The 12,341-nt window shown below is 45.7% G+C and carries 9 protein-coding genes and 2 pseudogenes; 1 reads left to right on the top strand and 10 read right to left on the bottom strand.

Annotation, left to right across the window (positions count from 1 at the left end; all coding sequences use genetic code 11):
- Position 1: 1 nt before the first annotated feature.
- From AC58PQ_RS17405 to AC58PQ_RS17375, 7 genes and pseudogenes are all read right to left on the bottom strand, one after another.
- Positions 2–571, bottom strand: a complete 570-nt coding sequence (locus tag AC58PQ_RS17405; protein ID WP_497243805.1) for a GNAT family N-acetyltransferase — start codon at positions 569–571, stop codon at positions 2–4.
- Positions 572–651: 80 nt separating this feature from the next.
- Positions 652–2,451 carry an IucA/IucC family protein gene (locus AC58PQ_RS17400; protein WP_497243615.1) on the bottom strand — a complete coding sequence of 600 codons (1,800 nt, stop codon included), beginning with the start codon at positions 2,449–2,451 and terminating at the stop codon, positions 652–654.
- Between the two features lie 2 nt (positions 2,452–2,453).
- Positions 2,454–3,974, bottom strand: a complete 1,521-nt coding sequence (locus AC58PQ_RS17395; RefSeq protein WP_497243613.1) for a pyridoxal phosphate-dependent decarboxylase family protein — start codon at positions 3,972–3,974, stop codon at positions 2,454–2,456.
- Entirely contained in the window at positions 3,971–5,332 is a 1,362-nt protein-coding gene (locus AC58PQ_RS17390) for an aspartate aminotransferase family protein (RefSeq protein WP_497243611.1), read from the bottom strand. Before AC58PQ_RS17390 ends, AC58PQ_RS17395 begins: the two co-directional genes overlap by 4 nt.
- A gap of 388 nt (positions 5,333–5,720) precedes the next feature.
- A pseudogene (locus AC58PQ_RS17385) lies at positions 5,721–6,172 on the bottom strand (alpha/beta hydrolase); the annotation flags it as partial.
- A 285-nt stretch (positions 6,173–6,457) separates the two neighbouring features.
- A pseudogene (locus AC58PQ_RS17380) lies at positions 6,458–7,140 on the bottom strand (ABC transporter substrate-binding protein); the annotation flags it as partial.
- Positions 7,141–7,574: 434 nt separating this feature from the next.
- A complete protein-coding gene (locus tag AC58PQ_RS17375; RefSeq protein ID WP_497243609.1) occupies positions 7,575–7,883 on the bottom strand; it encodes a hypothetical protein in 309 nt (102 codons plus the stop codon).
- 219 nt (positions 7,884–8,102) lie between these two features.
- Between AC58PQ_RS17375 and AC58PQ_RS17370 the strand changes: the two genes are divergently transcribed.
- Positions 8,103–8,687, top strand: a complete 585-nt coding sequence (locus AC58PQ_RS17370) for a P-loop nucleotide/nucleoside kinase family protein (protein ID WP_497243607.1) — start codon at positions 8,103–8,105, stop codon at positions 8,685–8,687.
- 39 nt (positions 8,688–8,726) lie between these two features.
- Here AC58PQ_RS17370 and AC58PQ_RS17365 read toward each other — a convergent pair whose 3' ends face one another.
- The 3 genes from AC58PQ_RS17365 to AC58PQ_RS17355 are packed head-to-tail and all read right to left on the bottom strand — an operon-like array spanning position 8,727 to position 12,312.
- Positions 8,727–9,833 carry a Ger(x)C family spore germination protein gene (locus AC58PQ_RS17365; protein WP_497243605.1) on the bottom strand — a complete coding sequence of 369 codons (1,107 nt, stop codon included), beginning with the start codon at positions 9,831–9,833 and terminating at the stop codon, positions 8,727–8,729.
- A complete protein-coding gene (locus AC58PQ_RS17360) occupies positions 9,830–11,233 on the bottom strand; it encodes a spore germination protein (RefSeq protein WP_497243603.1) in 1,404 nt (467 codons plus the stop codon). Before AC58PQ_RS17360 ends, AC58PQ_RS17365 begins: the two co-directional genes overlap by 4 nt.
- Complete coding sequence (locus tag AC58PQ_RS17355; RefSeq protein WP_497243601.1) at positions 11,230–12,312, bottom strand: GerAB/ArcD/ProY family transporter; 1,083 nt, start codon at positions 12,310–12,312, stop codon at positions 11,230–11,232. Before AC58PQ_RS17355 ends, AC58PQ_RS17360 begins: the two co-directional genes overlap by 4 nt.
- Between the last annotated feature and the right edge of the window lie 29 nt (positions 12,313–12,341).

Genomic DNA, 12,341 nt, shown 5'->3' with positions numbered 1-12,341 from the left:
TCTATCTATGTTGACAACCAACATTGCTTCGCGTATGTAACGGTTGCAACGTTATCACTTCAAAAGCTTCTCGCTCACACAGCATCAACGCAGCCCTTTTATCCGGAAGCTGCACTTCCTGCCTAAAACGAAAGCCGCATTTTTCGAAAATATGATGCATCTTCGCATTACGAATATCCGGCTCAGCCACAATCCGCTTGGTCCCCGGATGCATAAACTGCACACGTACGAGGGCTTGCAACAGCGGAAATGCATAGCCCCGGCCGAGATAGCTTGGCGGACCAATCAGAAGATGTACGCCTTGATCATCCGGATCCGTCTCATAATAGGGTCCAATGACATCAGACTCCGCCCAATAGGATTCAAAATAACTCATCGGCTCCCCATCCAGCTCACCGATGCAAAGCGTCTGATGCGGATCGGCTAAGAAACGCTCCAAGTGGCTCCGATAGGCATCCAGAGAGATGTTCAGTTGCCAGAAAGGAACAACATGTGGCTCCTGATGCCAACTATGCAGCATCAACAAGTCGCGCTCTAGATCGACTGGACGAAACGAAATCGTCCTACCAATCGTTGGATCCTCGTAGGATGCCAGAGAAGGCTCTTCGAAAAGTTGTTTTAAATTGCGAATTGTAACACCCGACACTTTCGCTACACCTCCAGAACCAGCGGATTGTCCACGAGTACATAGACCGACTGGTTTTCCAGAGAACCGACCAACTCATCCATATCGTACAGTCGCGTGAGCAGGTTCGCCTTGCACGGGATCTTGGCTTCCGTTAACAAGCTTTGCAGGAAAATCGAAGGCGCCCTGTTCATCGGAAGGAATTCAGCAAGCACGGCACGCAGTTCGCGCAGCAGATCACGTTCATCAGCAAGCCCCGCTGTACCGAAACCATTAATTAAACCGAATAAATGATTAAAAATAACATAATAGCGGAAACGTTCATCGGCGATCGCATCATCGCAAAACGTATGGCTTTTGTCTCCAATGCCAGGCAACTCATTGTTCAAGTGTTCTTTCATGGAATGACAGAAATAATAACCCTGATTGTCCCGATAGTAATAGCGGTCGGGGTACCCTTTGTTCAGCTGGACAACACTGTTCTGTTGATGAGCCTCCAGCGCAATGCCATGCGTGACATACAGCCAGATCATCGGCTTCAAAGAGATGTTCAAATATTCGCGGAACCAATCCAGACTTACCGCTTCCGTTGTGCGGGCCTCCTGCTTAGCCAGTCGGCGAATGATCGTGCTTAGCCGCGATTCTGAGCCAGGTAACGGATCCTGCACAAGAGAAGCAACAAGCGAAGTTTGCTGAGCCTGCTTCCCTTGAAACGGATTTTCACGCAGGACGACTTCGAAGCCAGACTCTTCCTGCCCTTCCAAGCCAATCGAAACATAGGCAGGATCCTTCACAATAGCAAACGCTGGATATCGTTTGGATACCTCACCGACTTTGGTTTGCAGCAGGCGAGACACCTCAACGCCCCGTTCCAATTCTTTGAATAGATTGACACGTACCGAATTGGTAATTCGCACAGGCACAGACCCTTTGGGCATAAATGGCGACTCTGGATGATACATCGTGCGAAACGACGAAGTTGCCGAGTAATACCGCCCTAATGGACCCAGATCTTGAAGCAAGCCCGCTTCGAGCAGCTTCTGAACGGCTGGTTTGGCTAGTACTTCTTCCGCCTGCAAAGGATGCAGCGGAATCAACGTATAGGCATCGCTCTCGGTGTATGGTGTCTGAACATCCGCATGGCGGAGATCCGATTTAATCCATTCCGTTGCTGTTGTATGTTCAAACGCAGAATCCTCACGCACAATACTCCGATGTGCACGGAAATAATGCAATTGGAACTGTCCTTTTAACTCAGGGGAAAATACCGATTGCAAGCTGGCAGGAACTCCATCCCGACATTTCGGTGTAGGATGAAGCAAGTGCCCGAACAACAAGGATTGCTCTGCTGTGATAAAATCTCCGTCAAAGCCATACAGCTGGTCACGATCCCCATCACGGGCAGCGACAAATTGCTCGATGCTGGCACAGCTTTCTTTAATTCGCTGTAGCAAGTCATCTGTTCGTTCTGGCGTTCCCACTTTGACGATATGACCTAATTCAAGGACTAGCCGCTCTACTAACACCAGCTCATCTTCCGCAGCTCCTTCACGCTCAGCGCTTCCCTTCCAGAGCAGAGGGAACTGAAATAAATGTCTTCCCGTCAGAGATTTATGTTTGACTGAAACGATGATACGGCTTTCTTGACTGACCAAAGGCACTTCCAGCACCCATTTACCTTCAACTTCACGCCAATCTCCTAACCCAGTTTCCCTGAGAAAGCTGTTGAGCAAACTTTGCAGCGTAGCTCTGGCTGCCGTCCGATACGAGTCTCCCCCCTTTTCCTCAAACGTTGGTATGTTTTCCAGTAATTCATCCTGGATCATGATTAAACTCCCCTCAGAGCATGCTGCTCGATCACATTATGTTGTTCTAATTCCATACCAATACGTACGACATGAGCCAAAATATCAGCAGTATCCTCCGTTGTCGTTAACGGATTCAGCAGCGTAAACTTCAGACATGCCCTTTCCTTCGCTCTCGTTCGAGCAATAACGGCAATACCGCTCTCAAGGAGACGGTCTCGAATTTGGTGATTTAACTCATTAACCCGTGCGCTCTCCATCTCTGTGGAAGGTACATATCGGAAGACAACAGCATTTAAAGTCGGATCAGCCAACAGTTCGAGCGCTTTCGTTTGCCGTATTTGTTCCGCCGTGTGCAACGCGAGCTGTAAGGTGTAATCAATCATTGCCGCAAACCGTTCACGACCCAGATGCTGCAGTGACATGTACAGCTTCAAAGCATCAAACCTGCGCGTTGTCTGAATGGACTTGCCCACCAGATTCGGCACACCAGCCTGATCATCTTCTTGTGGATTTAAATAGTCGGCGTTCAGCCGCAAATAGCGATAGTTGACCGCGTCCCGTAATAAGAACGCTCCGCAGCTGATCGGCTGATAGAACAACTTGTGGAAATCGACGGTAATCGAATCCGCTAAGGCAATTCCCTCTAGCAAGTTGGCGTGCTTATCACTCAAAGCAAGCGCGCCTCCATAAGCTGCGTCTATGTGAAACCACATACCGTGTTTACGGGCAAGAGCTGCAAGCTCAGACAGCGGATCGATACTGCCGAAGTCCGTTGTTCCAGCTGTACCCACCAATGCAAAAGGGAGCAATCCATCTTGATGTAAACGATCGATTGTATGTTCGAGAACATGACAGTGCATTCGCCCGGACGCATCGACAGGTATCGTGATGACCGCTTGTTGTCCCAAACCTAACAGAGCCGCTGATTGCTTGACTGTAAAATGAGCCGCTTCCGAACAAAGAATTCGCAGGCGGTCAGCCTGTGGAGGTAATCCCAACTGTTGCACATTCCAGTTCCATTGCGTGTAGGCATAATGATCCCTGGCCAGCAGTAACCCCATGAAGTTGGACTGCGTTCCCCCGCTGGTGAACACACCATCACTGACTCCCTTTTCATAGCCGAAAAGCTCACATAGCCAGCCAATCATTTCTTCCTCCAGCATGGTTGCTGACATGCTCTGATCCCAGGAATCCATGGACTGGTTCATCGTGGCAAGTAGTGTTTCCGCCATGAGTGAAGCTTGGAGGGGTGGGCAATGCAAGTGCGCCACACACGCAGGGTGATTCACCACTGCTGCATGTTTCACCACGGTTGAGCCGATGAAATCAAGCAACTCCTCCATGCTAACTCCCTGCTCAGGACATACCTGCCGATTGCGAAAGGCTGCTGCCAGCTCATGTGGCACAGCTCCGCTATAAGGCTGCTCAGATGCTGCGAAATCACGAATGAGCACCTCGACAGCTGCCTGCATATGTTTACGAAAGAGAGCTTGACTCTCCACCGCTCTGTTCAAAAAATCGGATGCGAATTCCCGGTTCACCCGTGCACCCCCTGAAGGCTTAGCGACTGACGCTCTGCTACTACGACAGCTTCGTGGAAAATTTCAGCAATTCGATCAATCTCGTGTTCCGTTACAATAAGCGGCGGCAGGAAGCGAACAACACTGCCATGACGACCGCCAAGTTCCAGTATGAGGCCGCGTTTCAGACATTGCTGTTGAATTTCACGAGCGAGCTCCGGATTAGCCGGATAGCTGCCAATTCGGTCAGCATCCCGTTCGGTATCCACAATCTCAGCACCGACCATCAGCCCTCTGCCCCTGACTTGACCGATACATCTCACAGCCGATCTGGTTTGCTCTAAGTGCTTGCACAGGCGTTCACCAACGACTGCCGCATGTTCAACCAGCCGCTCTTCCCGAATGATCCGCAGGGTTGCCGCTCCAGCAGCCATCGCTAACTGATTTCCACGGAATGTGCCTGCATGTGCCCCAGGCTCCCATTTGTCCAGTTCCTCGCGATAAACGATTACCGACAGCGGAAGACCTCCGCCTATCGCTTTGGAGATCACGATCACATCAGGAATAATTCCCGCATGTTCAAAAGCAAACATACGACCTGTTCGGCCAATTCCTGTCTGCACTTCGTCAATGATCAATGGAATCTCGCGCTCTTTCGTCATTCTACGAATTTCCCTAGCCCAGGCATTAGGCGCTGGAATAACCCCGCCCTCACCCTGCACTAATTCCATGATCATACCTGCTGGCGACAGCACACCACTCTCCGGATCGTCTAACAAATGCTCAATATAGCGGCTGCCTATTTGGTGGCCTTGCTCCCCACCGATCCCAAATGGACAGCGATAATCATAGGGATATGGCAAAAACTGCGTACCTGGCAGCAATCCGCCCACATGGCGTTTTGGACCCAGGTTGCCCGTTAAGCTAAGCGCACCGCTGGTCATCCCGTGATATCCCCCATGGAAAGACATCATCCCGCTTCTTCCCGTTGCCGTCTTGACTAGCTTCATGGCTGCTTCCACGGCATCTGCTCCCGTAGGACCGCAAAATTGAATACGGGCCTTGCTCGCAAATTCAGTTGGCAGTATATCAAAGAGTTCATCTACAAAATTCTCTTTAACTGGCGTAGTCAGATCCAGCGTGTGCAACGGCAGACCTGTCGTTAACACTTCTTTCATCGCCTCGATCACGACCGGATGATTGTGGCCTAAGGCAAGTGTTCCTGCTCCAGCAAGACAATCGAAATAAGTTCGACCATCTGCATCTTTTACCTGAATACCTCTGGCCTCTGTAATGGCAATCGGAATTTTACGAGGATACGTTCGTGCATTAGATTCCCTCCTCCGCTGACTTTCGAGATATATCGCATTGCCCTTCATAAATTGATTGTTCCTCCTTTTGGGAAAATGATCATGAAATGACTCTTGCTCCATTCTGGCGAAGAGGGTTGGTAAAGTTTTACACAACTTACACCGCCATTGTAAATGATAATCATTATCAATGCAACCCTATGTTTACCTCTTTTTTATTGACCTTTGACCGAACACGACGACATCATCCCACCTATTATGCTCACTAAAAATTGGTAGTTGACAATTATATTCCCTTGATTTAACATTTATTAGCGATAATGATTCCCATTATCAAGTAATTCACTCCTGAAACAAGAAGCACTTTCAACATATAGTTTGGAAAACCAGAAAGACCCGATATCTCTTCACGCCTAAGCGCTAGATGTCGGGCTATTTCTGAAAATAGAAATATGGCTTACAAAAAGCGAACCGCACGACTGACGAGCGCAGGAAGCACGGAGACATGCCCTTCCCCTTCGAACTCATAGAAGTCAGCTTGCAGCTTCTCACTTGGCAAAAGCGCGAGGCGCTCATACAGCTCTTTCGCATTCTCGCTCATATGGCTCGGGTGATTCTTTTCGTGCTCACCGATGGTGATAAGCAGCTTGTGGTTCGGTTGCGTGTCGCCGAGATCAGCGGGTATTGGTCTTCTTGTTCCTTCAGCATGACCTTGTTCCAGTGAACCGAAGGGCTGCCAGCTATATAGGTCTGGAACATGTGAGGCTGTGTGAACAATGTTTGCAGCACGAAAAGACCTCCCAGCGAATGGCCAAAAATCGCTTGCTGCTTTGTATGAATCGGATAATCGCGTTCGATGCGCGGTTTAAGTTCCTGCTCGATAAAGGTCCGGAAAGCGTCCGCGCCTCCAACCTGTGGCCTAGCGGCATCTTTGTTGCGTACGGGTAAAGCATCCAACACTTCTCGGGGGGTGGCATCGTAAAATCATAAAACCGCGAAGAATCAAACGGCTCCGCCGTCGGATAGCCGATTCCTACCACGACTGCTGGATAGACGAAAGACTCGATGATTCGGCTGATATCAATGCTTTTGGCCCCATACGTAATGGACAGCACGATCGTAAAAAGCACAGCGAAAGGCGCTGCCAGTAAGATGATGGTTGGTGCGGGAACTCTCCATTTCATAGCCGTATACTCACTTTGCTCCAACGATTTTCGAACTGTTAATCGCTTCTAGGAATTTGATTTTGCTGTAAGCCGTACCACCTTGTAAAAGCGGGTCTACCAGATTCGTATATAATTGACCATTCTTAACGGCATTAATGTTTTTAAAATAGGGTTGTTTTTCAGATCTTCAAACACCTTCGGTGTATCCTTATTCTCTTCTTCAGAGAATTCAACGATCAAGTAATCCGGATTCATCTCGGAAAGCTTCTCAAGTGAAATATTGGCCTGTGCTTTCGCTGCTTTTACTTCCGCTGGAACCGTTGCACCCAATTCGGCATAGATGGATGGATTGAAGAATACATCCTCCGGATAGATGAACAAGCTGCCTGTGCGTACGCGAATGGCCAATACTTTTTTATCATTGAAAACAGGACCAATTTTCGCTTTCAACGTTGCTGAATCCGTTTTGTACTTCTCCAGCACTTGTTTCGCTTTATCTTGTTTACCTATCAGCTCAGCAAGCAAATTCAAGTTATTTTCCCAATCCGTTGCAATATGAGATACCGGAATCGTCGGGCCCACTTTGGTCATTTTCTCAATGGTTTCAGCAGGAAATTTGGTGCTCATCAGAATAACGTCAGGCTTCAACTTTAAAATCGTTTCCATGTTCGGCTGTGCTTTCTCGCCTACGCCCTCTGCTTTATCCGTGATTGGCGCGAGGCCCCTTTCTATTCATGAAAATGAGAATCATCATCAACTTTGAATTTAGCGCACAAAGAGAAGGCCCGTCAACGATTGACAGACCTTCATCACCTCATTTAGTTGGTTCCTAAATAAGGAAGTTTTATATTTTCTTCTCCTATCGTTAGTTGTAACACAACAATTACCATGACGATTACATACCAGACAAGGTTGTTAAAGAAACTAGCTTTTTTAATGTAGAAATAGGTTCGATAGTCACGAACAATACAAACTACTGACAATAACAGAAATAAAACCACTATAATTGTAGTCGTTAGTTTCCCGAAGATAGCGAAATCGATTAGAAACAGTAGTAAGAAACCAATTAGGCTCTGAATGATACTTAGCAACGAGACCTTCCCCCTATCTCTAAAACGCTGAAAGTACTAGACTATCTTTTTTCTCTAGTCAAATAAACTCCAATCCTCTGCAATTTTAATGTGTATTGTTAGTTTCAAATTTGGGTACTTTAGATCAATTTTTTTCAGACATTCTATATACTCTCTACTTTTTAATTGTAATGCTACATCTTCAAATACTTCACTAATCCAGAGCATCTCATCTTCATTACATACGTTCAAATAATTTAATGTTGCTATTTCATCTCTAGCTAGTAATTCGGTTAACTTCTCCCAATACATTGGGATTCTTAGATCATTAACCGATAATGCCGATCTTTCTGCTATTATTTTCCTCGCTTCTTCCCTTAACATTTTTACTCTCCTTAAAAATTTTTGTACACCTGAGCACTTACCGATTAAAAAAAAGGTAAACTTTACCATTTATATCAATCTATCACTCTCCTACCTATAAAGCAAGACACAACCTACCTATCCCTACTATGGCTGCGCTCAAAGTGATACCTGACAGCAGCTCCTATGATACAATCATTGGAACATTCTCTTAAACCGCATTTTTCGGAGGTTACCTATATGCGCAAATTAATCTTTTTCATCGGTCCTGCTGGTGCAGGCAAAACAACCCTAGCGAAGACTTGGGTGAGCCGACATGGCGGGGCTTTGTTGGATATGGACACCTTGCTGCGCCCTGCCGCAGAAGCCATCATGACCCTTGCCGGGCAAGATCCGAGCGATCGGGATTCGCCATTTTACAAGGCACATTGCCGCGATTTGGGCTATCGCATCACGATGGACGCAGCGCTCGAACAGTTGTCGGTGAATCAGGATGCCATCGTGATCGGGCCTTTTACGAAGGAGCAAGGAGATCCGCTCTGGCTTGAAGGGGAGCTAGCTCGGATCGGCGCTACGATACATGATGTCAGCGTTAGGGTGATTTATGCGTATTTACCGAGTGAGGAAGCTTATAAGGAGCGTATTCGCCTGAGGGGTTCCGCTTTGGATGTTTGGAAATTGGAGAATTGGCAGCAATTCCGTTCTTCGTTACTGCGTAGAGAGGTTACTTGGCGGATGGAACCGTCCTCTCTCCTCTATTGGGATAGTTCGGAGCCGTTATCGGATGCAAGAGAAGCGGAAATAGCGAAATTTATCCTAGCTTGATGTGGATTTACGACAGATTTGTTCAGCTTCGTAATCAAGCTAGGATTTCTTCAACTCTCCCGTATGTTGAATCTTTACATGGACATCGATTCGGTTTAGCGATGATGATGTCAGCTCAATATCTTGCCAGTTTTTCATTTTTTTCTTAAACATCACATTTCTAAAATTGTAAATATCCGCCTTAATGCGTAATCCATCTTCAAATGTAGCTCGGACTTCTTTTTGAATTTGCTGCTCCGCGTCTTTCTCAATTTCTTGCTCTGTGTCATGGCTGTCAAGTAATTCAACGATATTCCCTGTGACCTTAATCTCAATGTCGAAAATCATTTTCCCGTCTTGTTCTGTGACTATTATCTTAGGTTTGGGTTTTTCGAGTGAGACGATGGCCGACTTGGTTTCCATAGGCGTTCTTATTGTCGCTTTCTCCATCCATCGCAGTCCGCCAAGTTGATTGATTGCCAACCAACCTTGATAATCATTTTTCCCAACGACAAACACACCGTTTATTTTCAATTTGTTTTCGGATTTCTTTTCGGACTCCCATGCGGTTTTATCAATGGTTAGGGAAGGGACTAAAGCCGACTGGCCTGGCTCATTCAGATCTATTTGATATTCTTGCGCTTGCATAGGCTTTATGAATGAACTTTGATGATAATTATCTTCCGGTTGGCTAAGAATTCCTGTGATCGGAGACATTTGGAAAAAAGAAGGTGTCCTAATAATATCCTCAATGGACCCTTTTGTGCCGAATATCCAGGGTGTATACCTAAATTCTCTGTATCTCTTTAAATTATCAAAGTATTCGTCGCCTCCAGCTTGAATGGCACTTTCGGAAAACAGGAAACTACGGACATGACTCCAATATAACTTTCTTTGTACTGTCGCATAAATATCGCCTAATGCCAAAGAGACCGTCTTCCCTCTCCCTTTGCCTACATACACGCTCGGACCACCTATTCCGCCTGCATTTTCCGCCTTAGCTACACGGTTAAAAGATACGATCTGAATGTAGACTTCATACTGATTATTTTTGTAATCTACCCCAATGGCAGAAGCGTAAAGCATTTCTTGAATATTTTTATTGTCCCAACACCCTGACAGGCATAACATCGAACAGATCATGAGTAGGAGTGCCGCTGGTTTCATGGTCTTTCCCCTTGTGACGTAGGATCTGTCGTATTTAACATTTCCGGTCTTTTGTTTTTGGATTTGAAAGGTCGGTTGAACAATGCTACTATCGACGAGCTAACATTGAGATCAGCAATCGGAGACCAGTAGGATATACCGAAGGATGTTAATGTAGAGGTGTATGCCACTACTGAAATTAAACCAATAAAAAATCCATATATACCTAAACAGGAGGATATCACTAACATGTAAATACGAAGAATGGTGACGGTACCTGTTAAGGATTGATTAACCAATGTAAAGGACGCAACGGCAGACGCTGCCGTAACCATAAGCAAGGCAGGAGAGGCAAGTCCGGAACGAATTGCAGCATCTCCAATAATGAGACCTCCGACTACTGTTACCGTTTGACCCACCGGCTTCGGAAGGCGTATGCCCGCTTCACGAAACAATTCGAATAATCCCAAAATCAAAAAATTTTCAATCGTCGATGAATAAGGTATGCCCGTACGGGCCGCAGCTATGGTTGCTAATAACGGAAACGGAAGTTGGTCGATATTAAAGCAAGTCAATGAAATATAGAAGCCAGGCAGAAACATAGCCGTACCTAAACCGATAAGTCGCAGTATGCGTTGCAATATCGTGTAATAGTAGGCCGAATGAACATCTTCTGGCGATTTTAATTGCTCAGTAAGATTGGATGGGCCAATGAGAGCCATGGGTGATCCGTCCAAAATAATAACAAATCTGCCCCGCAACAGCGCCTCAGCCGCAAAGTCAGGTCTTCCAATCGAGTCCACTAGTGGAAAGATGGAATCACTTGAATCACTTAAATATTCTTCCAACTGCGCACACCCAATAACGGAGTCCACATCAATTCGGGAAATCCGCCGCTTCGCTTCCATAACAATTTCTGGGTTCATAATATCTTTGATATAAAGAATGGCTAGGCTTACATTTCCTCTCTTGCCTACAAGGAAGTGCTCATATTGAAGGGAAGTGGTTTTTAATCGTTTGCGAATGAGGGCAACATTGGTGATCACTTCCTCTGTAAAACCGTCGCGCGGTCCGCGAATAGATATTTCATTAATAGATTCTTCCGGCTGACGTTTTGGAGGGTTAGCAATATCTGCTTCATATACGTGGGTTTCATTCTCACGGAAAATTAAGACGATCACGCTGCCTGAAAATACACGCTGTTCAATTTCACTAAGTTCTACACTTCCATCTAAAAGTGTCAACTCATCATTTTGAATCATGGCTTTCATTCGCGGGAGAACATTTTCGTTTAACTGTTTGGTATCCACCATGCCTTCGCAATGAATGACCTGTGTAACACCGTGCTTCTGGATTTTCACATCGTAGCAGGAAGAGAATAAAGCTCTGAAATCCGCTTCTGTTGCATATTGGATCTTCATGACAAACCTCTTTTTCTGGTTGTAAAGTAGGCTAGTATCGTCCAGCAGAGAATCGACAATGTGGAGAGCGGATAGAAGTAGTATTTCGTGAAAGCTAGAAAATCGCTATCGTTAATTTGAAGTTCTACAGAGATAAATAAGGCCGCAGTAGCTGTCAGAATCACGATTTTTTTATGCGGTTGCTTGATAGTTAGTACATCACCTATGAGAAATAACCCCAAACTGATGAAGATTGCGGTATTACTCAGCCACTGGAACATGGATAGAAAGTCAAGATGTTCAACGAAGCTGCTAATTCTAACTAAACGCCATAGCGAAAAAGATGGAAATCGCTGTTTCTCAGCTTCATAAGGGCCGAATATCGTCAAAACACTCAAAACACCATTGATGATAAAAATAGAAACAACAGAACTCATGATAACAGCATGCTTCCATTTAAATTGACCTTGCGTATGAGGCGATAGTAATACTAACAGAAACAAATCCATGCCAGCCCTGAAAGTGGTTATCCCGCCTTCTAAGATGGGCCCTGCCCCTTCACTAAATAGCGGGAGAAGCAGGTCAAAATGCCTGTATTTATACGTAAACACAGCCATAAATACGATCAGAATATACGTAGTTGGTATTAATACGGAATAGGAAATAGCGATCGGTTTGATTCCTTTAACGGCTAAATAGGCACAAACGATCAGTAGGGGCAATGAAATCGCCCAAATAGGCGTAAAGGGCAAAATAATGGATTTAACCCAAGTGACTATATTTTTGTTATTGACAAACATTTCACATAACAAGTAAAGGGTTATCCAGTATCTCACTGCCCACGCGATCAAACTTCCCATCTTATGTTCAATGATTTCGAGGAAAGATTGGTTAGGATCTTGATTGCGTACGATTCGAATAATCCAAAAAGCATATAAGGTATACAAGAAACAGCCGATGAGACTGCTGACAAAAGCATCCCGCTTGGCTTGTTCAATTAATATGATTGCGCCGGAAATTTGGGCTAAGGAAAATGTTCCGCTTATACATAGAATATACCCATTTATGGGATTGATTTTGGGATTAGAAAACGACGACATTCAGTTCACCTCCTGCCCCTATATTTTCC

This window comes from Paenibacillus sp. J22P143, assembly GCF_059692035.1.
The sequence above is the reverse complement of the archived record's forward strand: the minus strand, read 5'-3'. Positions and strand labels throughout refer to the sequence as shown.

Excerpts from the sequence above, each read along its gene's own strand:
- AC58PQ_RS17400 (WP_497243615.1), bottom strand. The coding sequence starts at position 2,451 with ATGATCCAGGATGAATTACTGGAAAACATACCAACGTTTGAGGAAAAG.
- AC58PQ_RS17390 (WP_497243611.1), bottom strand. The coding sequence starts at position 5,332 with ATGAAGGGCAATGCGATATATCTCGAAAGTCAGCGGAGGAGGGAATCT.
- AC58PQ_RS17375 (WP_497243609.1), bottom strand. The coding sequence starts at position 7,883 with ATGTTAAGGGAAGAAGCGAGGAAAATAATAGCAGAAAGATCGGCATTA.
- AC58PQ_RS17370 (WP_497243607.1), top strand. The coding sequence starts at position 8,103 with ATGCGCAAATTAATCTTTTTCATCGGTCCTGCTGGTGCAGGCAAAACA.
- AC58PQ_RS17365 (WP_497243605.1), bottom strand. The coding sequence starts at position 9,833 with ATGAAACCAGCGGCACTCCTACTCATGATCTGTTCGATGTTATGCCTG.
- AC58PQ_RS17360 (WP_497243603.1), bottom strand. The coding sequence starts at position 11,233 with ATGAAGATCCAATATGCAACAGAAGCGGATTTCAGAGCTTTATTCTCT.
- AC58PQ_RS17355 (WP_497243601.1), bottom strand. The coding sequence starts at position 12,312 with ATGTCGTCGTTTTCTAATCCCAAAATCAATCCCATAAATGGGTATATT.